Genomic DNA, 20,338 nt, shown 5'->3' with positions numbered 1-20,338 from the left:
GGGTGGGGGATGCGGGTGTGGTCACGGATGTGGTCGCGGCGCGGGCCAGGGGTCTGACCAAGGCGTACGGCTCCGGTGAGACCCAGGTGCTCGCGCTGGACGCGGTGGACGTGGACATCGCGCGGGGCCGCTTCACGGCGGTGATGGGCCCTTCGGGCTCCGGCAAGTCCACGCTGATGCACTGCCTGGCGGGCCTGGACACCGTCTCCGCGGGACAGGTGTGGCTGGGCGACACGGAGATCACGGGGCTCAAGGACCGTGAGCTGACCCGGTTGCGGCGCGACCGCATCGGGTTCATGTTCCAGTCCTTCAACCTCATCCCCACGCTGAACGCGGCGGAGAACATCACGCTGCCCATGGACATCGCGGGCAAGTCACCGGACGCGAAGTGGCTGGACCAGGTCATCGACACGCTGGGGCTCCGGGACCGGCTGAAGCACCGGCCGGCGCAGTTGTCCGGCGGGCAGCAGCAGCGGGTGGCGTGCGCGCGGGCCCTCGCGGCCCGGCCCGAGCTGATCTTCGCGGACGAGCCGACGGGGAACCTGGACTCGCGGGCGGGTCTCGAGGTGCTCGGGTTCCTGCGCGAGGCGGTCGACGGGCTCGGGCAGAGCGTGGTGATGGTGACGCACGACCCGGGTGCGGCGGCCCACGCCGACCTGGTGCTCTTCCTCGGTGACGGGCGGCTGGTGGACGAGATGCGCGCACCGACGCCGGAGGCGGTCCTGGAGCGGATGAAGCGGTTCGACGTCGCCGCCGCCCGGGGCGCGCGGGACGACCGGCACGACCGGCACGACCCGGAGCGTTAGTCGTGCTGCGGGCGACGTTGCGCAGCTTCCTCGCGCACAAGGGGCGCCTGGTGCTGTCGGCGCTCGCGGTGGTGCTGTCCGTGGCGTTCGTCGCGGGCAGTCTGATCTTCTCGGACACGGTGGCCCGTACCTTCGACCGGCTGTTCGCCTCGACCTCGGCGGACGTGCGGGTGAGCCCGAAGGAGGACGACCTCAGCGAGGCGGTGCCGTCCGGCGAGGTGCGTACCGTGCCCGCGTCGCTCGCCGCCCGGATCAGGACGGTCGAGGGGGTCGCCGCGACCCATGTGGACGCCGGGGTCGAGAACATCACGGTAGTGGACCGGCGCCACAAGTCGGTCGGGTCGACCAGTGGCGCCCCGACCATCGCCACCAACTGGGAGCCGACCGAGCGCAGCCCGGTCCGGCTGACGTCGGGCCACGCGCCGCGCCGTGACGGTGAGGCGCTGCTCGACGCGGACACCGCCGACAAGAAGCACGTGGACATCGGGGACACGCTCACCGTCATGGCGCGGCCGGGCTCGTTCGAGGTCCGGGTCGTCGGGATCGCGACGTACCGCACCACCAACCCGGGCGCGGCCCTGGTGTTCCTCGACACGCGCACCGCGCAGCGCCGTCTGCTCGGCGGGACCGGTCGGGCGACGAGCATCTCGGTCGACGCGGCGGACGGCGTGAGCGACGCGCGCCTCAAGCAGAACATCGCCCAACGGCTCGGCACCTCCTACGAGTTGAAGACAGCCGATGAGGACGCGAAGTCGGCGGTGGAGGATCTGGGCGGGTTCCTCGACATCATCAAGTACGTCATGCTGGGTTTCGCGGGGATCGCCGTCCTGGTCGGTGTGTTCCTGATCGTCAATACGTTCTCGATGCTGATCGCCCAGCGGACACGGGAGTTGGGGCTGTTGCGGGCGCTCGGCGCCGACCGGCGGCAGGTGCGGCGGTCGGTGCTGACGGAGGCGGTACTGCTCGGCCTCGTCGGCTCCGCCGTCGGGCTCGGGGTCGGGGTCGCGCTCGCCGCGGGTCTCATCAAACTCATGGGCGTCTTCGGGATGAACCTCAAGTCCACTGAGATGGTGGTGGGTTGGGGTACGCCGGTCGCCGCGTTCGTGGTCGGGGTCGGCGTCACCTTCGTGGCCGCGTACCTGCCCTCACGGCGGGCGGCCCGCGTCTCCCCCATGGCGGCGCTCGCCGACGCCGAGATCGCCGGGACGGGCCGGCCGTTGCGGGTACGTACGATCGTGGGTCTGGCGGTCGGCGCGGCGGGCGTGGCCGCGCTCGTCGGGTGCGCGACCGCGACGAGGACCGGCACGGCCGGTTCGCTGCTGGCGCTCGGGATCGTGCTGACGCTGCTCGCGACGGTGATCGCGGGGCCGCTGCTCGTGCGTCCCGTGATCCGGGTGCTCGGCGCCGCGTTCCCCGCCGTGTTCGGTTCGGTCGGGCGGATGAGCCAGCGCAACGCCCTGCGCAATCCGCGGCGCACGGGCGCCACGGCGGGTGCGTTGATGGTGGGGCTCGCGCTGGTGGCGGGCATGTCGGTGGCGAGCGCCTCGATGAGCAAGTCGTTCGACGAGCAGATCGACAAGACGCTCGGCTCCGACTTCACCGTGCAGAACGCCAATTTCCTGCCGTTCCCGCGGGAAGTGACCCGGAAGATCGAGTCCACCGACGGTGTCGGCGTCGTCGTACGGCAGCGCTTCACACCGCTCGCGGTCCGTATGCCGGACGGCAAGCGCGTCGAGACGACCGCGGCGGGGTACGAGCGGCGGCTCGACGACGTCGCGCACGTGCCGTATGCGCGCGGGGGTACGGCGGTGGCGCTGGCCCCCCGGCATCTCGCGTTGCAGAAGGAGTTCGCGGACGACCACGGGGCGCGGGTGGGCAGTGTGCTGCCCGTGGAGCTGCCCGGCGGGCGGCGCGCCGACTTCACGGTGGGCGCCCTCACCGACCAGGAGGGCGGCGGCTTCGGCATGCAGGGCGGCTTCTTCATGGGGCTCGCCACGCTGGAGCGGTACGTGCCGGGCGGCCAGGACTCGGCGGTGTACGTCAACGCGGCGCCCGGCACCTCGCCCGACACGCTGCGCGCACGCCTGGAGAAGACACTCGACCCGTATCCGCAGGTACAGGTGCGAGACCTGGCCGACTACAAGAAGCTCGTCCACGACCAGATCGCGGTGCTGCTGTACCTCGTGTACGCGCTGCTCGGCCTCGCCATCGTCATCGCGGTGCTCGGCGTGGTCAACACGCTGGCCCTGTCGGTGGTGGAGCGCACCCGGGAGATCGGGCTGCTGCGGGCGATCGGTCTCGCGCGGCGGCAGTTGCGGCGCATGATCCGCCTTGAGTCGGTGGTGATCGCGGTGTTCGGCGCGGTCCTCGGGCTGGCGCTCGGCCTGGTGTGGGGCGTGGCCGCCCACCAGGTTCTCGCGCTGGAGGGCATGGAGGCGCTGGCGATCCCCTGGGGGACGATCGCCGCCGTGGTGGTCGGTTCGGTGCTCGTGGGGCTCGCGGCGGCGCTGCTGCCCGCGTTGCGGGCGTCCCGGATGAACGTACTGGCGGCGATCGCGCACGAGTGACCGGAGGGACACGCGTGCCGCGCGGGGCCGACGGGGCGTCCGCCATGTGGAAAGGGCGGCGCGCCGGGGCCGGCCGGTGCTGGGATCGGACCATGAACGATCTTCGTATCCGGTCCGCGTCCCCCACCGATCTCGATGCCGTGCTGGCGTTCTGGAGGACGGCCGCCGAGGGCACCAGCATCAGCGACGACCGAGCGGGCGTGGAGCGCCTGGTCGCCCGGGACCCGCAAGCCCTGCTGCTCGCGGAGCGCGGCGGGGATCTCGTGGGCACGGTGATCGCCGGGTTCGACGGCTGGCGGTGCCACCTGTACCGGCTCGCGGTGCGCCCGGACGCCCGTCGGCAGGGCATCGGGTCGGCGCTGCTGGCCGCGGCGGAGGAACGGTTCGTGGCGCTCGGCGGGCGGCGCGGCGACGCGATGGTCCTGGACCGCAACGAGCGGGCGCACTCCGCGTGGCGGGCCGCCGGGTACGCGCCCGAGCCGCAGTGGTCCCGCTGGGTCAAGCCGTTGGCCGCGCAGTGACCCCGGCGGGCTCCTCGTACCTGACACCGACCCCGCTTTGCCGATCCTTTACCATGGAGGGGTCATCCGAACTTCAGCGAAAGGTGTGAGCGTCCGCCCATGGGCGAGCCCCCCAGTACCCGGTCCATCCCCCTGCGCGGTCCACGCGAGCGCGCATCACGTCCGCCCCTGGCCGATTATGGGACGGAGGTGACCCGATGACCGAAGTCCTCCTGCTCGCCGTCGCCGTGCTGCTGTCACTGGCCTGCGGCGCCTTCGTCGCGGCGGAGTTCTCGCTCACCACCGTCCAGCGCGGCGACCTGGAACGCGCCGTCGAGCGCGGTGAGCGCGGCGCGTCCGGCGCCCTCAAGGCCGCCCGGAACCTGACCTTCCAGCTCTCCGGCGCACAGCTCGGCATCACCGTCACCAATCTGGTCGTCGGCATGCTCGCCGAGCCGTCCATCGCCAAGCTCATCGCCGGTCCGCTCGAGGCGATCGGCGTCCCGGGCTCGGCGTCGACCTCGGTCGCCCTGGTACTCGGTACCGCCCTGTCGACCGTGTTCCTCATGGTCGTGGGCGAGCTGGTGCCGAAGAACTGGGCGATCTCCTCGCCGCTGGCCGTCGCCAAGCGGGTGGCGACGCCGCAGCGCTGGTTCAGCGCGGCGTTCCGCCCGTTCATCACGCATCTCAACAACACCGCGAACCGCATGGTGCGCCGCTTCGGCATCGAGCCCACCGAGGAGCTGGCCTCCGCGCGCGGACCGCAGGAGCTGATGGCGCTCGCCCGGCACTCCGCGAAGGAGGGCGCGCTGGAGGCGGACACCGCGGAGCTGTTCGTCCGCACGCTCAACCTGGCCGACCTGACCGCCGAGAACGTGATGACGCCCCGTGTCCAGGTCATGGCCCTCGATCTCCAGGCCACCTGTGAGGACGTGGCGAACGCGACGCGGGCGACGGGGTTGTCCCGCTTCCCCGTCTACCGCGGCAACCTCGACTCCGTCGTGGGCGTCGCGCACATCAAGGACGTGCTGGCGGTCCCCGCCGAGCAGCGGCCCCGCAAGCGCGTGTCCGAGCTGCTGCGCGAGCCGCTGCTCGTCCCCGAGTCGCTGACCGTGGACCGGCTGCTCGACCGGCTGTCCGGCAAGCGGACCATGGCCGTCGTCATCGACGAGTACGGCGGCACCGCCGGTGTCGCCACCCTGGAGGACATCGTCGAGGAGGTCGTCGGCGAGGTCCGCGACGAGCACGACCCGCACGAGACCCCCGACATCGCCGCCGCGGGCACCGACGAGGAGGGCCGCACGCTGTACTCGGCCGACGGCGCCGCCCGCACCGACCAGCTCGCGCGCGTGGGGCTGCGGGTGCCGGACGGGCCGTACGAGACGCTGGCCGGCCTCGTCGCCGCCGAGCTGGGCCGCATCCCCGACGTCGGCGACAGCGTCGAGGTCACCGGCTGGCGGCTCGACGTCGTGGACGCGCGCGGCCACCGCGCCGCCCGCGTCCTGCTGCACGCCCCGCTCACCGACACCACACCGCAGGAGGAGGCGCGATGACCGCGATCCAGTTGCTGATCGGTCTGGCGACGCTCGTCGTCAACGCCTTCTTCGTCGGCGCGGAGTTCGCCCTGATCTCCGTGCGGCGCAGCCAGATCGAGCCGTACGCCGAGGACGGCGACCGGCGGGCGCGCAGCGTCCTGTGGGGGCTCCAGCACGTGTCGGCGCTGCTCGCCGCGGCACAGCTCGGCATCACCCTGTGCACGCTGGTGCTCGGCATCGTCGCCGAACCGGCCATAGCGCACCTCCTGGAGCCGCTGTTCGACGCCGTCGGCGTGCCGCACGGCCTGGTCCACCCGATCTCGTTCGTGATCGCGCTGACCGTGGCCACGTATCTGCACATGCTGCTCGGCGAGATGGTGCCGAAGAACATCGCGCTCGCCGAGCCGGTGCGCTCGGCGCTGCTGCTCGGCCCGCCGCTCGTGACCCTGGCGCGGACGCTGCGCCCGGTCATCTTCACGGTGAACGCGTTCGCGAACGGGCTCCTGAAGCTGTTGCGCGTGGAGGTCAAGGACGAGGTCACGGCGACGTTCTCGGACGCCGAGCTGGCCCGCATGGTCAAGGACTCCTCCGAGGCCGGCCTGATCGACGACCGGGCGCAGGAGCGCCTGCACGACGCCCTCGAACTGGGCCGCCGCCCCATCAAGGACGTCGTCCTTCCGCTGGAGAAGGTGGTCTACGCGCGCGTGGGCGTCACGCCCGAGCAGTTGGAGGAGCTGTCGGCGCGGTCCGGTTTCTCGCGGTTCCCCGTGGTGGACGAGGGGCGGCGCATCGTCGGCTATCTGCATGTGAAGGACGCGCTGGACGCCATGCCCCGCGATCTGCCGTTCCGGGTGCCGGACATGCGGTCCATCGCGCGCGTGCGGGAGAGCACGCCGCTGGACGACGTGCTCACGGCCATGCGCGGCAGCCGTACGCATGTGGCGGCGGTCCTCGGCGCGGACGGCCGGCTCGCCGGCATGGTGACCATGGAGGATGTGCTGCGCGAGCTGTTCGGGCAGCCCGTGTGAGGCGGTAGGGGGCTTGGCGATCAGCGGGGAGCGGGTCCGCCGTGGGAGTGCGTTCCACCCTCGGTGGGGGTCTCCAGGACGCCCGGTCCCCGCGCGCCGACGCCCGCGGCGCCGACGGCGGTGAGGACGGCGAGGACGGTGGCGAGGGCGGCGGTGCCGAGCGCCCCGGCCCAGTCGACGTCGAACAGGTTGGTCGCCCCGGCGACGAGGACGGCGGCCAGGGCCTGGGCGAAGGTCCGTACGGCGCGTTCCGCGGTGGCTTTCCAGAAGGATCGGTCCCACATGGTGCACTCCCCCGTGACGTGGTGCTGCGGTGTGTGTTCCCGGCATACCGCCGTCCGGGGCCGCTGCCCATACCTGCCGCGTACGCGCCCCTCGGCGGCCGGGATACGATTTCTGCCGCCATGCAGATGAATGCCGAATACACCAGTCTCGTCGCGGTCGGCGACTCCTTCACCGAGGGCATGTCGGACCTGCTCCCCGATGGTTCCTACCGCGGTTGGGCCGACCTGCTGGCCGCCCGCATGGCGGCGCGCACCCCCGGTTTCCGGTACGCGAACCTCGCCGTGCGCGGCAAGCTCATCCAGCAGATCGTCGACGAGCAGGTCGACGTGGCCGCCGCCATGAACGCCGACGTGGTGACGCTCGTCGGCGGTCTCAATGACACCTTGCGCCCCAAGTGCGACATGGTGCGGGTGCGGGATCTGCTCACGGAGGCGGTCGAGAAGCTCGCCCCCTCGTGCCGGCAGCTCGTCCTGATGCGCAGCCCCGGGCGCAACGGCCCGGTGATGGAGCGTTTCCGCCCGCGGATGGAGGAGCTGTACGCCTGCGTCGACGACCTCGCCGCCCGGCACGGCGCCGTCGTCGTCGATCTGTACGGGGTGCCCGTGCTCGGGGACCAGCGGATGTGGGACGTGGACCGGCTGCATCCGACGGCGGAGGGCCATCGGCGGATCGCCGAGGCGGTGTGGCAGGCCCTCGGCCACGAGGCGGAGGAGGACTGGCGCACCCCGCTGGAGGCCGCGCTGCCCGCGGGCTGGCTGTCCCGCCGCGTGGCCGACGCCCGCTTCGCCCGGCAGCATCTGGTGCCGTGGATCGGCCGCAGGCTGACGGGCCGCTCATCGGGCGACGGCCGCCCGCCCAAGCGGCCCGAACTGCTGCCCTGGACACAAGACTGAGCGACGGGGTCGGGCCCGCGCGAAACCCGCGGGCCCGACCCCGTTGACCTGTAGGTTCCTCCAGCAGACGGGTGGTGCGGAGCCTGTAGGGACGCCCGGTAAACTCCGTACACGTGACTGCGCCTGCCAAGCCCCGTATCCCGAACGTTCTCGCCGGACGCTATGCCTCCGCCGAGCTCGCCACCCTCTGGTCGCCCGAGGAGAAGGTGAAGCTGGAGCGCCGGCTCTGGCTCGCCGTGCTGAAGGCCCAGAAGGACCTCGGGATCGAGGTGCCGGACGCGGCGATCGCCGACTACGAGCGGGTGCTCGACCAGGTCGACCTGGCCTCGATCGCCGAGCGCGAGAAGGTCACCCGGCACGACGTGAAGGCGCGGATCGAGGAGTTCAACGCGCTCGCCGGGCACGAGCAGGTCCACAAGGGCATGACCTCCCGCGACCTGACGGAGAACGTGGAGCAGTTGCAGATCCGGCTCTCCCTCGAGCTGGTGCGCGACCGCGGCGTGGCCGTCCTCGCGCGTCTGGCCAAGCTGGCCGGTGAGTACAGCGAGCTGGTCATGGCGGGCCGCTCGCACAACGTCGCGGCGCAGGCCACCACGCTCGGCAAGCGCTTCGCGACCGCCACCGACGAGCTGCTCGTCGCGTACGGCCGGGTCGAGGAGCTGCTGGCCCGCTACCCGCTGCGCGGCATCAAGGGCCCCGTCGGCACCGCGCAGGACATGCTCGACCTGCTCGGCGGTTCCGCGGAAGGCACGGACAAGCTCGCGGACCTGGAGCAGCGGATCGCCGCCCACCTCGGCTTCTCCCAGGCCTTCACGTCGGTCGGCCAGGTCTACCCGCGCTCGCTCGACTACGAGGTCGTCACCGCTCTCGTGCAGCTCGCGGCGGCGCCCTCCTCGACGGCCAAGACGATCCGGCTGATGGCCGGGCACGAGCTGGTCACCGAGGGCTTCAAGCCGGGCCAGGTCGGCTCGTCGGCGATGCCCCACAAGATGAACACCCGCTCCTGCGAGCGCGTCAACGGCCTGATGGTGATTCTGCGCGGTTACGCGTCGATGACCGGGGAGCTGGCGGGCGACCAGTGGAACGAGGGCGACGTGTCCTGCTCGGTGGTGCGCCGGGTGGCGCTGCCCGACGCGTTCTTCGCGCTCGACGGTCTGCTGGAGACGTTCCTGACGGTGCTCGACGAGTTCGGCGCGTTCCCCGCCGTCGTCGCCCGTGAGTTGGACCGCTACCTGCCGTTCCTCGCCACGACGAAGGTGCTGATGGCGTCGGTGCGCGCGGGCGTGGGCCGCGAGGAGGCCCACGAGGCCATCAAGGAGAACGCGGTCGCCGCCGCCCTCGCCATGCGTGAGCAGGGCGCCGAGCGCAATGAACTGCTCGACAAGCTGGCCGCCGACACCCGTATCCCGCTGGACCGGGCGCAGCTCGACGACCTGATGGCGGACAAGCTGTCGTTCACGGGCGCCGCCGCCGGTCAGGTGGAGCAGGTCGTGAGCCGTGTCGAGGAGATCGTGAAGCAGCACCCGCAGGCCGCGGGTTACACGCCCGGGGCGATCCTCTGACCCGCCTGACCCCCGCGGACCTGGAGGCCGCTCGCGACCGTCTTGTGCCGGACGTCGTCGCGAGCGGCCTCTCCGTGCTGTTCTGCGGGATCAATCCGGGGCTGACGTCGGCGGCGACCGGGCAGCACTTCGCGCGGCCCGGCAACCGTTTCTGGCCCGTGCTGCATCTGTCCGGGTTCACACCCCGGCGGCTTCTGCCCGCGGAGCAGCAGGAGTTGCTGTCGTACGGGCTCGGCATCACGAACGTGGTCGCGCGGGCCACGGCGCGGGCCGACGAGTTGAGCGCCGAGGAGTACGTGGAGGGCGGCCGGATCCTGGAGGAGAAGGTCGCGCGGCTGCGGCCCCGGTGGCTCGCGGTGGTGGGCGTGACCGCGTACCGCTCGGCGTTCCGGGAGCCCAAGGCGCGTATCGGGCCGCAGGAGCGGACGATCGGCGGAGCCCGGGTGTGGGCGTTGCCCAACCCCAGCGGCCTGAACGCGCATTGGACGACGGCGACGATGGCGGAGGAGTTCGCCCGGCTGCGCGCCGCCGCGTCCTCCCCCGACCTGCCCGCGTAGCTACGGCTTGCGGGCCACCACCCCGTACTGGGCGACCAGCGGGCCCTCCTCGGTGCCTTCGGTGCGCCAGCGGGCGCAGGAGACGAGCCCGGGCTCGACGAGCTCCAGGCCGTCGAGGAACGCCATGACCTCGGCGCCGGTGCGGGCGGTGATGGGGGGCGTCGCGTTCTCGTTCCAGAACGTCATCGCCGCCTCGTTGCCCTCCCCGCCCAGCTCCAGGGTCGGGTGGGTCAGGACGACGTAGCTGCCCGAGGGGATCGCGTCGACGAGGCGGCGCACGATCGCGGTCGCCTCGTCGGTGTCGAGGACGAAGTTCAGGATGCCGAGGAGCATCACCGCGACGGGCCGCTCGAAGTCGAGGGTCTGTGACGCGGCCTCGACGATGGCGCACGGGTCGTGGGCGTCGGCGTCCACGTAGTGCGTGGCACCCTGCTCGGAGCTGGTCAGCAGGGCGCGGGCATGGGTGAGGACGATCGGGTCGTTGTCGACGTAGACGATGCGGGCGTCGGGCGCGATGCGCTGGGCGACCTCGTGCGTGTTGTCCACGGTCGGCAGGCCCGTGCCGATGTCGAGGAACTGGCGGATGCCCGCCTCTTGCGCGAGGAAGCGCACGGCGCGGCCGAGGAAGGCGCGGTCGGCGCGGGCGACTTCGCCGATGCTCGGGTACATGGACGTCACCATGTCCCCCACCTTCTCGTCCACCTCGTAGTGGTCCTTGCCGCCCAGCCAGTAGTTCCACACACGGGCGTTGTGCGCGATGTGGCTGGCGATCCGCTCCCCCGGCTGCTGCGCGCTGTCGTCGCTCATGTGCTCTCCTTCATGCCGTGTCCGAGGTGGGGAGGAGCCTGTCGGGGTCGAGTCGAAGGTCGAGCCAGGCTCAAGATCCCATAGTGGCACGGGAGTTCCCCGGTCGCGCGCCGCGGGCGGTCACGGCGGGGCGACATCCGTGACCACGGCGAGGAGCTGGTACGGCTGCTCGTCGCCCTGCCGGGACACGGCGAGGGCCACCCATCGCTCGCCGACGCTCCACAGGTGCAGGTCCTGGGCGCAGGCGCTGAGCCAGCCCCAGGGCTCGGGTATCTCCTCGCCGTGCTCCATGGCCCGGACGTGCACGCTCCACAGGCTCAGCCGGTACGGCTCCCCCCAGCGGGCCGTGAGCAGCGCGGACAGGCCGTCGCGGTCGGCGTCCGCCTGGGCCTCGGCGAGGTCGCGCGCTCCCTGGTGCTCGGTCAGCTCGGCGGTGAGGAACCCGGGGCCGCCCCAGCCCGCGACGGACCTGCCGTGCTCGTCCGGGAAAGGGCCGGTCCACAGCAGGTCGATCGTCGCGAGTTGCTCCGCGATGTTCATGGGTCCAGTAAAGCGGCCACCACTGACAACGGGCCGACTGCCCGTCAGGGGCGGGGCCGCGCACGGCTTGTCGACCGGGGCGGCCCGGAAAGGGTCGTGTCCCCCGGCGAGTTCGGGGGGACGGGATTCCGGGCTGCGGCGATGGTGCCCGCCGCGGTGCAGTGGCCTTCGCCGGTGGCGGGCAGCCGCGCGCTGGAGCCGCGCATCGCACGGAACGGCGTTTCGTCCGTTTCGAGCGCCGCGCGGGTGAGCACTCGGTGCCCCAGAAGTGCACCCGGCTCTCGCCGGTGTCGGCCTCGCCGAGTACCATCCGGCGAACACGCGCAACTGCTGGGAGGACGGACGTTGGGGCAGCTCACCGGCGGGGATCCCTCTCTGCTCAGGCGGATCAACTCGGCCGTCGTGCTCCATGCGCTGCGCTCCACGGATGTCGCGACGCTCACGGAGATCACGCAGGTGACCGGGTTGTCGCGGCCCACCGTGGAAGGCGTCGTCGAGGGGCTGATCGAGGCCGGGCTCGTCGTGGAGACCGCCGTCGAGGAACCGGGTGCCCGGCGCCAGGGACGGCCCGCGCGGAAGTTCCGCTTCCGCGCCGAGGCGGGGCATCTGCTCGGTCTGGAGATCGGGCCGCACCGGGTCGCCGCGGTGCTCTCCGCGCTCGACGGCAGGATTCTCGGCTCGGCCTCCAAGGACGTCGACGAGGCCGCGCCCGCGGAGGAGCGCATCGAGCGGCTGCGCGGGACCGTCGCGGATCTGCTGCGGCGCGCCGGGGTGGCCCGTAGTTCGCTGCGGGCGGTCGGGGTGGGCAGTCCTGGCATCGTGGAGGCCGACGGCACGGTGCGGCTCGGTACCGCCCTGCCGGGGTGGACGGGGCTGCCTCTCGGCGAGCGGCTGCGGCGCTCCTTCAAGTGCCCGGTGATCGTGGAGAACGACGCCAACACGGCGGCCGTCGCCGAGCACTGGAAGGGCGCCGGGGTCGATTCGGACGACATGGTGTTCGTGCTGGCGGGGCTCAGCCCCGGGGCCGGTTCACTCATCGGCGGACGGCTGCACCGGGGGTACGGGGGCGCCGCCGGGGAGATCGGGGCGCTGCACCTGCTGGGCCGTGAGGTGCGGCCCGAGGCGCTGCTGTCGACGACGGACGAGCCGCTGCACCCGTTGGACGAGCCGGCCGTGGCGAAGGTGTTCGCGCTGGCGCGGGAGGGTGACGAGCGGGCCGGGGCCGCGATGGAGCGGTTCATCCAGCGCCTCGTGCACGATGTCGCGGCGCTGGTCCTGGCGCTCGATCCGGAGCTCGTCGTGGTCGGCGGGTGGGCCGCCGGGCTGGACGGGGTGCTCGATCCGCTGCGGCGCGAACTGGAACGGTACTGCCTGCGACCGCCGCGGGTGACCCTGTCGCTGCTCGGGGAGGCGGCTGTGGCCACCGGGGCGCTGCGGCTTGCGTTGGATCATGTGGAGGCGCAGTTGTTCGCCACGGAGGGGACGGTGTCGGGGCGGCGATGAGGCGTGCCCCGGGGCGCCTTCGCAGGGGGAGCGGGTGGTCGTGTTGTGCGGCTGACCGTCGTGCGTGGCTGAGCGCGCCGCTCCCCGCGCCCCTGGCGGGACCGACCATGCACCCCATGAACCCGCGCGCCACGCCCGGAACGACGGGCGCACCGACTCATCGCGGCCCGCCGCCCCCCGTGGCCGAGCACGCCGCTCCCCCGCCCCTGGCGGAACCGACCATGAGCCCCATGAACCCGCGCGCCACGCCCGGAACGACGGGCGCACCGACTCCTTGCGGCCCGCCGCCCTCCATGGCCGAACACGCCGCTCCCCGCGCCCCTAGCGGGACCGACCATGCACCCCATGAACCCGCGCGCCACGCCCGGAACGGCGGGCGCACCGACTCACTGCGGCCCGCCGCCATCCGTGGCCGAACACGCCGCTCCCCGCGCCCCTGACGGGACCGACCATGCACCCCATGAACCCGCGCGCCGCACCCGGAGCGGCGGGCGCACCGACTCACTGCGGCCCGCCGCCATCCGTGGCCGAACACGCCGTCCCCCGCGCCCCTGACGGGACCGACCATGCACCCCATGAACCCGCGCGCCGCGACCCCTCGCGGGTCAGGACGCTCGGGACTCGGGGGTGTGGTGGATCTCCACGTCCGGGGTGTCGCCGAAGGTGAGACGGCAGGTGTCGGCCCGGTACGTGGCCATGGAGACCGCCGCCGTGACGCCGTCGCTGAAGTAGCGGGTCGTGACGACGAGGACGGGTGCGCCGGGGAGCCGGTCGAGTTCCTTGGCGTCGTCGGCGCGGGCCGAGCCCAGTTCGACCGCGCGGTCCTGGCCGTCGAGGCCGAAGCGCTGGAGCTCGCGCAGGACGGCACGCGCGCGTGCGGCGCCGGAGGGGGCGTCTATGGCGGTCAGGTCCGGTACCGAGGCCGAGGGGACGTAGAGCAGTTCGGCGGCGACCGGCTGGCCGTGGGAGACGCGCGTACGGCGCAGCACGTGCACGGTCTCGCCCGGGGCCGTGCCCAGCATGGCGGCGACCGCGGTCGGCGGCACGTCCGGGGTGCAGTCGACGGCCTGCCAGGCGTCCCCGCTGGCGCCCGGCCAGTCGTGGTCGTTGGAGGCGACGGCGACGCCCACCCGGGGCGGCGCGACCGTGGTGCCGACGCCGCGGCGGCGCTGGAGCCGCCCTTCGAGTTCGAGCTGTTCGAGTGCTTGGCGGAGCGTGGCGCGGGCGACGCCGAAGCGGGCCGCGAGGTCACGCTCGTTCGGCAGGATCTCCCCCACGGCGAACTCGGAGTCGAGTGCCTCGCTGAGCACGGTCTTCAGGTGCCAGTACTTCGGCTCCGGTGCCGCTTCCAACTGCGTGGTCCCCACCCTGTCCTCCGCAACAGCCGTGCCCCGGCGGCTTTTTAGCGCCCTTGTTTATTAAAGGTTCCTGCACTATCTCTGCGAGCGTAGGCCCGCCCCCCAACTTGGTCAAGACCAATCCTCGATCGGTTGCCGCCCGCGCGGGGGCCGGGCCGCGAAGCGTTCATGGAGGGCCGCACTCCGTTCACGCGGCGTTCGCGGGAGGCGGGCGGAGCACGACGCGGGCACGCGCGAGGGCCCGCCCTCCGCGCGGTCGCGGACGGCGGGCCCTGAAGTACCGGAGACCTACAGCAGCGACTGGAGTTTGTCCGGGTTGCGCACGATGTAGATGTACTGGATCTTGCCGTTGGCGACACCGAGCTGGAAGACGGCGTCGATCTTCCCTTCGGAGAGGGCGAGCAGCCCGAGGCCGCCGTTGATCTCCACCGTGCGGAACTCGAACCCCTCGGCGTTGCCTTGTCCCGCGGCGCCCGCGAGGAACCGGCCCACCTTGTCGGCCGTCTCGATGACGCGTACCGGGGCCTTCGCCTTGCCGCCGCTGTCGCCGACCAGGCGCACGTCCGGGGCGAGCAGCGACATGAGGCCGCCGAGGTCGCCTTCGGTCGCGGCGGCGAGGAACCGCTCGGTGAGGTCGCGTTGCTGGGCCGGGTCGACGTCGAAGCGGGGCCGTCGTTCCTCGACGTGCTTGCGCGCGCGTGCGGCGAGTTGGCGCACCGCGGCCTCGCCGCGCTCCAGCGTGGTGGCGATCTCCGCGAAGGGCAGTCCGAACGCCTCGCGCAGCACGAACACGGCGCGCTCCAGCGGCGAGAGCGACTCCAGGACGACGAGGACGGCGAGCGACACGGAGTCGGCGAGCACCGCCTGCTCCGCGGTGTCGGGGACGGTGGGGCCGAAGTCGGTGACGAGCGGCTCGGGCAGCCACGGTCCGACGTAGGACTCGCGGCGGGTCCGGGCCTGGCGCAGTCGGTCGACGGCGAGGCGGGTGGTGACGCGCACCAGGTAGGCGCGTGGTTCGCGGATGTCGTCCCGGTCGCATTGGGACCAGCGCAGCCACGCGTCCTGGACGACGTCCTCGGCGTCGGCGACGCGGCCCAGCATGCGGTAGGCCACGCCCATCAGGACGGGGCGGTGTTCTTGGAAGACGTCGATCTCTGCATCGGTGGCCACGCCTCCATCCCAGCCGACGAAGCACGCGCTGTCCAGGCGGAGTTCGGGGGGACGGACGTCAAGGTCATCGGCACGGGAAGGCCCGGGTTTCGCTTTCGCTCTTGAACTGGACGCTACTCGACGGTAATTGTTGCTGACAAGGTGTCTAAGGAACCGTCGCGGCTGGGCGGGGACAGGGAGCGAGCGACATGGCGGCACAGGCGTCCTTCAGCATCGACGGTCCGGGCGGGCCGCACACGGCGACCCTCGCGTACGAGCGCGTGGGCGCCGGGGAACCGCTGCTCCTCCTGCACGGGATCGGCCATCACTGGCAGGCCTGGCAGCCGGTGCTCCAGATCCTGGCGACCGAGCGCGACGTGATCGCCGTGGACCTGCCCGGGTTCGGCACGTCGCCCGCGCTGCCCGGTGGTCTCGCCCACGGCCTGGCGAGCGTGGTGCCCGTCCTGGACGCGTTCTGCCGCGAGCTGGGCGTCGACCGCCCCCATGTGGCGGGCAACTCCCTCGGTGGGCTGCTCGCCCTGGCGATGGGCCGCGAGAAGCTCGTACGGTCGGTGACGGCGCTGTCCCCGGCCGGGTTCTGGAGTCAGGCCGAGCGCCGCTACGCCTTCGGGACGCTCCTCGCGATGCGCAAGGGTGCGCAGGCGATGCCGCTGCCGCTGGTCGAGCGGCTGGCCCGGTCGGCCGCCGGGCGGGCCGCGCTCACCGGCACCATCTACGCGCGGCCCGGGCGCCGTTCACCGGAGGCCGTGGTCGCCGAGACGCTCGCGCTGCGCCATGCGACGGGGTTCCGGGAGACCTTGGAGGCCGGCCGCGACGTGCTCTTCCGTGACGATGTTCCCGAGATCCCGGTCACCGTCGCCTGGGGTACGCGGGACCGCATCCTCGTACGCCGGCAGGGTGTGCGCGCCAAGCGGGTCCTTCCCGCGGCGCGCCTGGTCAGGCTGCCCGGCTGCGGCCATGTGCCGATGAACGACGACCCCGCCCTGGTCGCCCGCGTCATCCTGGACACGAGCCGGTGACCGGCGGCTGAACACCCCCGAGCCCAGGGCGACCCCGGCACCCACCAGGGCGCTGCCGACGCCCTGGGCGAGGCCGTACGCCCCCGAGCCGACCAGGGGCGCCGTGCAGGCGGCGGCGACCGGGATGAGCCCGGAGAACAGCGTGGCGCGCTCCGCACCGATCCGCTGCATGCCCATGTACCAGCAGACGAAGCCGATCACGGTGACGATCACGGCCTGCCACACCAGAGCCGCCGCCTCCGTGCCGTCGGGCATCCGGAGCCAGGCCGTACCGTCCACCAGGAGGCCGACGACGGCCGCCTCCAGCGCGGCGAGCCCGCAGACGACGCACGACAGGAGCCGGGGGCCGAGCGGGCGCAGCACCGGCACGGCGAGCACGGCGAAGCCGACCTCACCGGCGAGTGCGCAGACGGAGAAGGCGAGGCCGACGGCGTCGGTACGTCCCCACCCCTGGACGGTGAAGGCCCCGGCGGCCACGAGCAGCGCACCGTGGAGGACCACGCCCTGTGGCCTGCGCCGCCCGGACAGCAAGGGCATGGCCACCGCGACGACGACGGGGGCACATCCGACGAGGACCCCGGGTACGGCGGGTTCGGCGGTGCGTTCGGCGGCCAGGACGGCGAGGTTGAAGCCGACCATGCCGACGGCCGCGAGGAGTGCGAGCCGCATCCAGTGGCGTGGCTCCAGGCGCCGCAGAGGGGCCGCGCCACCGCGGCCGACCAGCGGCAGGAGGAGCAGGCAGGCGATCGCGTAGCGCAGGAACTGGCCGCCCGCGTACGGGTAGTCGCCGAGGACGCTGTTGGCGGTGAAGGAGCCGCCCACCAGGACGCAGGCGAGTGCGGCGAGCAGGGAGCCCCTGAGGGTCGTGGTGTTCATGGCACCGACGCTAGGAGGAGCGGTGGCCCCGTTCGAGGTCCACCGGGAGGGCGTCATCGGGGACCAATTCCCCGCGGCACCCGGCCACGCGAGACAGCGCGCGGGAAACGGGGCGACCGCATTAGGGTCCCTGCCCATGATGTCGACACCCGCGCCGCACCCCGCCTCCGCCGCCTGGGAACTGCTGCTGCCGGCCGCCTCCGCTCCGTCACGCGCGCGTGGGCGCTCGTTGCAGTCGGCTCTGCGGGAGGCGGTGCGGTCGGGGCGGCTCGCGCCGGGGACGCGGCTGCCGTCGAGCCGGGACCTGGCGGGCGACCTCGGGGTGTCGCGCGGGCTGATCACCGAGGCGTACGAGCAGTTGACGGCGGAGGGCTACCTGCGCAGCGGCCGGGGCGCCGGGACGTGGGTGGGCGAGGCGGTACGGGCCGCCGCCCCGGGGGTGCGGGACCTCGCCCCGCGCCCCTTCCCCGACGTCCGGGCCGACTTCGTGGCGGGCAGCCCTGATCTGTCGCTGTTCCCCCGGTCCGCGTGGGCGGCGGCGCAGCGCGGGGTCCTCGCCGAGCTGCCGCACCGGAGTCTTGGCTATCCGGATCCGCGCGGTCTGCCCCGGCTGCGTACGGCCCTCGCGGAACTGCTCGCACGGCGTCGCGGTGTGGTGACGGACCCGGAACGGATCATCGTCTGCTCCGGGGTGACGCAGGCGGTGACGCTTCTCGCGGCCGTGCTCCACGCGCGCGGGCAGCATGCCTTCGGCGTGGAGGGTCCCGGCAGCCCGCAGTACGACGACCTGTTCGCGGCGGCGGGATCGCGGGCGGTGTGGCTGCCGCTGGACGACGAGGGCCTGGCCCTGGGGCCGCTGCGCGCGTCCGGTGTGCGTACCGTCGTGACGACACCGTCGCACCACTTCCCCACGGGGATCGCGTACTCGGCAGCGCGCAGGGCCCAGCTCCTGGACTGGGCGCGACAGGCGGGCGGGCTCGTCGTGGAGGACGACTACGACGGCGACTTCCGCTACGACCGTGCGCCCGTGGGTGCTTTGCAGGGCCTCGATCCGGACCACGTCGCCTACACGGGTTCGGTGAGCAAGTCGCTGGCCCCGGGGCTCCGGCTCGGCTGGCTGATCGTGCCCGACGCGCTGGCCGAGGAGATCGTGGCGCGCAAGCGGTACATGGATCTCGGCAACCCGGCGCTCGACCAGGCGGTGCTGGCCCGTTTCATCGAGCGCGGCGACCACGACCGGCACCTGCGGCGCTGCCAACGCGCGTACAAGGAGCGCCGGGACGCCCTGGTGGCCGCCCTGGACGCGTTTCTGCCCGGCACCGAGGTCTCGGGGATCGCCGCGGGCCTGCACGCCATCGCCACGCTGCCCGGGGACCACGGCCCCGAGGACGTCCTCCTGGCGCGGCTCGCGGCGGCCGGGGTGGCGGTCCGCGCGCTCAGCCACTACCGGGGCGTCGCGGACGGCGACGGGGTCTCGCTGGTGCTCGGGTACGGGCATCTGACGCCGACCCGCATCACCGAGGGCGTACGGCTTCTGGCGGTCGCCGCCGGGCAGCGGGGAGCCTGACGACAAGGCGCCGATCGGGGCGCGCCCGGTTCCCCCGGCGCCGGGGGCGGTTGTTCACTTGGGGTTCGTGTGCCCGCCGTGCCGCGACAGTTGGGTGTGGCTCGGCGGTGTCGCGCGGGATGCAGGCACCGCACCGTCGTCGGAACCGTCACTGGAGGCGCCCATGTCACACCGTCCGCCGAGTCGTCTGCCCGGCCGCCGCGCAGTGCTGCGGGGTTCGCTCGCCGCGTCGGCGGCGCTGGCGCTGCCCTCGGCCGGTGGCGCGGTCGCGCCCGCGTTCGCCCTGTCGGGCCGCCCCCGGGCGGGCTGGGGCGTGCAGGCCGGTGATGTCACCGCCCACTCGGGCCTGGTGTGGGTACGTGCCGACCGGCCCGCGCGGATGATCGTGGAGACCTCGGCCACCGAGTCGTTCCGGCGGGTGACCCGCCGGCCCGGCCCGCTCCTCGGCCCGGGCACCGACTTCACGGGCACGACCCGGCTGCGCGGTCTGCCGCCGGGCGAGCAGATCCACTACCGGGTGCTGCTCGCCGACCCGGACGATCCGCGGCGTACGGGCGAGCCGGTCACCGGCACGTTCCGCACCGCCCCCGAGGGGCGCCGGGCAGACGTGCGGTTCCTGTGGTCCGGGGACATCGCGGGCCAGGGCTGGGGCATCAACCCCGACCGGGGCGGCAACCGCGTCTATGCGGACATGCGCGCCCTGGACCCGGACTTCTTCCTGTGCAGCGGCGACACCATCTACGCGGACGGGCCGATCCTGCCCAGCGTGACGCTGCCCGACGGGCGGGTGTGGCGCAATGTGATGACCGAGGAGAAGTCGAAGGTCGCCGAGACGCTGGCGGAGTTCCGCGGCGCGTTCCGCTACAACCTGCTCGACGACCACACGCGCCGCTTCAACGCCCAGGTCCCCACCGTCACGCAGTGGGACGACCACGAGGTGCACAACAACTGGTACCCGGGCCAGATCCTGGACGACGCCCGCTACACCGAGAAGCGCACGGACGTCCTGGCGGCCCGGTCGCTGCGCGCGTTCGGCGAGTACTTCCCCGTGTCGACGCTCCCGCCCGGCGACGCGGACGGGCGGGTGTACCGGGTGCTGCGGCACGGTCCGCTGCTCGACGTGTTCGTCCTGGACATGCGCACGTACCGCGACGCGAACTCACCGAACCGGCAGGCCGACAACGCCACCGGCATTCTCGGCGCCGAGCAACTGCGGTGGCTCAAACGGGAGTTGTCGCGTTCCCGTGCGGTGTGGAAGGTGATCGCGTCCGACATGCCGCTGGGGCTCGTGGTGCCGGACGGTGCGACGCACTTCGAGGCGGTGGCGCAGGGCGACCCGGGCGCGCCGCTCGGCCGGGAGCTCCAGATCGCCGAGCTGCTGCGGCACATCAAGCACCGGCGGATCACGGGCACGCTGTGGCTCACGGCCGACGTGCACTACACCTCGGCGCAGCACTACGAGCCGTCGCGCGCCGCGTTCCAGGACTTCGAACCGTTCTGGGAGTTCGTCTCGGGCCCCCTCACGGCGGGCGGGTTCCCCGCGGTGAAGCTGGACGGGACGTTCGGCCCGCGGCAGGTGTTCGTCAAGGCCCCGGCGCGGGCGAACACCTCACCCGCGGAGACCCCGCCGTACTTCGGCGAGGTCGCCATCGACGGTGACAGCGGCGAGTTGACCGTACGGCTGCGGCAGGAGGGCGGCGACGTGCTGTTCTCCACGACGCTGCAACCGGGGCGCGTCGGGCAGTGAAAGCAAAACGGGCATAGT

17 protein-coding genes and 1 pseudogene are annotated in these 20,338 nt (G+C 72.9%); 12 read left to right on the top strand and 6 right to left on the bottom strand.

From position 1 onward, the window contains the following. The first annotated feature begins 17 nt into the window (after positions 1-17). The 5 genes from ACIRF8_RS34765 to ACIRF8_RS34745 all read left to right on the top strand — a co-directional run bounded on the left by ACIRF8_RS34765 (position 18) and on the right by ACIRF8_RS34745 (position 6,436). On the top strand, positions 18-806 hold the full coding sequence (locus ACIRF8_RS34765; protein WP_404221707.1) for an ABC transporter ATP-binding protein: 789 nt from the start codon (positions 18-20) through the stop codon (positions 804-806). Between the two features lie 2 nt (positions 807-808). Then, positions 809-3,373, top strand: a complete 2,565-nt coding sequence (locus ACIRF8_RS34760; RefSeq protein ID WP_404221704.1) for an ABC transporter permease — start codon at positions 809-811, stop codon at positions 3,371-3,373. Between the two features lie 92 nt (positions 3,374-3,465). Continuing rightward, positions 3,466-3,894, top strand: coding sequence for a GNAT family N-acetyltransferase (locus ACIRF8_RS34755; RefSeq protein ID WP_404221702.1), 429 nt, complete (start codon positions 3,466-3,468; stop codon positions 3,892-3,894). Positions 3,895-4,091: 197 nt separating this feature from the next. Then, entirely contained in the window at positions 4,092-5,426 is a 1,335-nt protein-coding gene (locus ACIRF8_RS34750; RefSeq protein WP_404221700.1) for a hemolysin family protein, read from the top strand. After that, a complete protein-coding gene (locus ACIRF8_RS34745; RefSeq protein WP_404221698.1) occupies positions 5,423-6,436 on the top strand; it encodes a hemolysin family protein in 1,014 nt (337 codons plus the stop codon). Before ACIRF8_RS34750 ends, ACIRF8_RS34745 begins: the two co-directional genes overlap by 4 nt. A 20-nt stretch (positions 6,437-6,456) precedes the next feature. On the opposite strand, the gene ACIRF8_RS34740 is transcribed toward ACIRF8_RS34745, so the two are convergent. Next, positions 6,457-6,720 carry a holin gene (locus ACIRF8_RS34740; RefSeq protein ID WP_404221696.1) on the bottom strand — a complete coding sequence of 88 codons (264 nt, stop codon included), beginning with the start codon at positions 6,718-6,720 and terminating at the stop codon, positions 6,457-6,459. A gap of 120 nt (positions 6,721-6,840) precedes the next feature. On the opposite strand from ACIRF8_RS34740, the gene ACIRF8_RS34735 reads away from it, so the two are divergent. The 3 genes from ACIRF8_RS34735 (at position 6,841) to mug (ending at position 9,733) form a co-directional block, all read left to right on the top strand. Next, positions 6,841-7,614 (top strand): SGNH/GDSL hydrolase family protein, encoded by a 774-nt coding sequence (locus ACIRF8_RS34735; protein WP_404221694.1) that lies wholly within the window; start codon positions 6,841-6,843, stop codon positions 7,612-7,614. A gap of 113 nt (positions 7,615-7,727) precedes the next feature. Then, positions 7,728-9,176 carry an adenylosuccinate lyase gene (purB, locus tag ACIRF8_RS34730; protein WP_404221692.1) on the top strand — a complete coding sequence of 483 codons (1,449 nt, stop codon included), beginning with the start codon at positions 7,728-7,730 and terminating at the stop codon, positions 9,174-9,176. A 5-nt stretch (positions 9,177-9,181) separates the two neighbouring features. Beyond that, complete coding sequence (gene mug / locus ACIRF8_RS34725; protein WP_404221778.1) at positions 9,182-9,733, top strand: G/U mismatch-specific DNA glycosylase; 552 nt, start codon at positions 9,182-9,184, stop codon at positions 9,731-9,733. Here mug and ACIRF8_RS34720 read toward each other — a convergent pair whose 3' ends face one another. Further along, entirely contained in the window at positions 9,734-10,540 is an 807-nt protein-coding gene (locus tag ACIRF8_RS34720) for an SAM-dependent methyltransferase (RefSeq protein ID WP_404221690.1), read from the bottom strand. Between the two features lie 120 nt (positions 10,541-10,660). Beyond that, the gene (locus ACIRF8_RS34715) at positions 10,661-11,080 is read right to left on the bottom strand and encodes a hypothetical protein (protein WP_404221688.1); all 420 of its coding nucleotides are present in this window, start codon (positions 11,078-11,080) and stop codon (positions 10,661-10,663) included. Between the two features lie 345 nt (positions 11,081-11,425). Here ACIRF8_RS34715 and ACIRF8_RS34710 point away from each other — a divergent pair, with 345 nt between their 5' ends. Further along, positions 11,426-12,583 (top strand): ROK family transcriptional regulator, encoded by a 1,158-nt coding sequence (locus ACIRF8_RS34710; RefSeq protein WP_404221686.1) that lies wholly within the window; start codon positions 11,426-11,428, stop codon positions 12,581-12,583. A gap of 605 nt (positions 12,584-13,188) precedes the next feature. Here ACIRF8_RS34710 and ACIRF8_RS34705 read toward each other — a convergent pair. Then, complete coding sequence (locus tag ACIRF8_RS34705; protein WP_404221684.1) at positions 13,189-13,950, bottom strand: GntR family transcriptional regulator; 762 nt, start codon at positions 13,948-13,950, stop codon at positions 13,189-13,191. A gap of 279 nt (positions 13,951-14,229) precedes the next feature. Then, positions 14,230-15,111: an RNA polymerase sigma factor SigJ gene (sigJ, locus tag ACIRF8_RS34700; RefSeq protein WP_404221682.1), complete on the bottom strand. Its 882-nt coding sequence runs from the start codon at positions 15,109-15,111 to the stop codon at positions 14,230-14,232. A 188-nt stretch (positions 15,112-15,299) separates the two neighbouring features. On the opposite strand from sigJ, the gene ACIRF8_RS34695 reads away from it, so the two are divergent. Then, on the top strand, positions 15,300-16,130 hold the full coding sequence (locus ACIRF8_RS34695; protein ID WP_404221680.1) for an alpha/beta fold hydrolase: 831 nt from the start codon (positions 15,300-15,302) through the stop codon (positions 16,128-16,130). An 84-nt stretch (positions 16,131-16,214) separates the two neighbouring features. Here the strand turns inward: ACIRF8_RS34695 and ACIRF8_RS34690 are convergent. Continuing rightward, positions 16,215-17,006 (bottom strand): annotated as a pseudogene (locus tag ACIRF8_RS34690) (DMT family transporter); the annotation flags it as partial. Positions 17,007-17,142: 136 nt separating this feature from the next. On the opposite strand from ACIRF8_RS34690, the gene ACIRF8_RS34685 reads away from it, so the two are divergent. Continuing rightward, a complete protein-coding gene (locus tag ACIRF8_RS34685) occupies positions 17,143-18,573 on the top strand; it encodes a PLP-dependent aminotransferase family protein (RefSeq protein WP_404221678.1) in 1,431 nt (476 codons plus the stop codon). A gap of 163 nt (positions 18,574-18,736) precedes the next feature. Beyond that, positions 18,737-20,320 (top strand): alkaline phosphatase D family protein, encoded by a 1,584-nt coding sequence (locus ACIRF8_RS34680; RefSeq protein ID WP_404221676.1) that lies wholly within the window; start codon positions 18,737-18,739, stop codon positions 20,318-20,320. Positions 20,321-20,338: the final 18 nt, after the last annotated feature.

Origin of the sequence: Streptomyces sp. NPDC102406 (assembly GCF_044765725.1) — a bacterium.
Classification (GTDB): domain Bacteria; phylum Actinomycetota; class Actinomycetes; order Streptomycetales; family Streptomycetaceae; genus Streptomyces.
The sequence above is the reverse complement of the archived record's forward strand: the minus strand, read 5'-3'. Positions and strand labels throughout refer to the sequence as shown.

Coding starts and splice junctions, on each gene's coding strand:
- ACIRF8_RS34755 (WP_404221702.1), top strand. CDS start 3,466: ATGAACGATCTTCGTATCCGGTCCGCGTCCCCCACCGATCTCGATGCC.
- ACIRF8_RS34750 (WP_404221700.1), top strand. CDS start 4,092: ATGACCGAAGTCCTCCTGCTCGCCGTCGCCGTGCTGCTGTCACTGGCC.
- ACIRF8_RS34745 (WP_404221698.1), top strand. CDS start 5,423: ATGACCGCGATCCAGTTGCTGATCGGTCTGGCGACGCTCGTCGTCAAC.
- ACIRF8_RS34740 (WP_404221696.1), bottom strand. CDS start 6,720: ATGTGGGACCGATCCTTCTGGAAAGCCACCGCGGAACGCGCCGTACGG.
- ACIRF8_RS34735 (WP_404221694.1), top strand. CDS start 6,841: ATGCAGATGAATGCCGAATACACCAGTCTCGTCGCGGTCGGCGACTCC.
- ACIRF8_RS34720 (WP_404221690.1), bottom strand. CDS start 10,540: ATGAGCGACGACAGCGCGCAGCAGCCGGGGGAGCGGATCGCCAGCCAC.
- ACIRF8_RS34715 (WP_404221688.1), bottom strand. CDS start 11,080: ATGAACATCGCGGAGCAACTCGCGACGATCGACCTGCTGTGGACCGGC.
- ACIRF8_RS34695 (WP_404221680.1), top strand. CDS start 15,300: ATGGCGGCACAGGCGTCCTTCAGCATCGACGGTCCGGGCGGGCCGCAC.
- ACIRF8_RS34685 (WP_404221678.1), top strand. CDS start 17,143: ATGATGTCGACACCCGCGCCGCACCCCGCCTCCGCCGCCTGGGAACTG.
- ACIRF8_RS34680 (WP_404221676.1), top strand. CDS start 18,737: ATGTCACACCGTCCGCCGAGTCGTCTGCCCGGCCGCCGCGCAGTGCTG.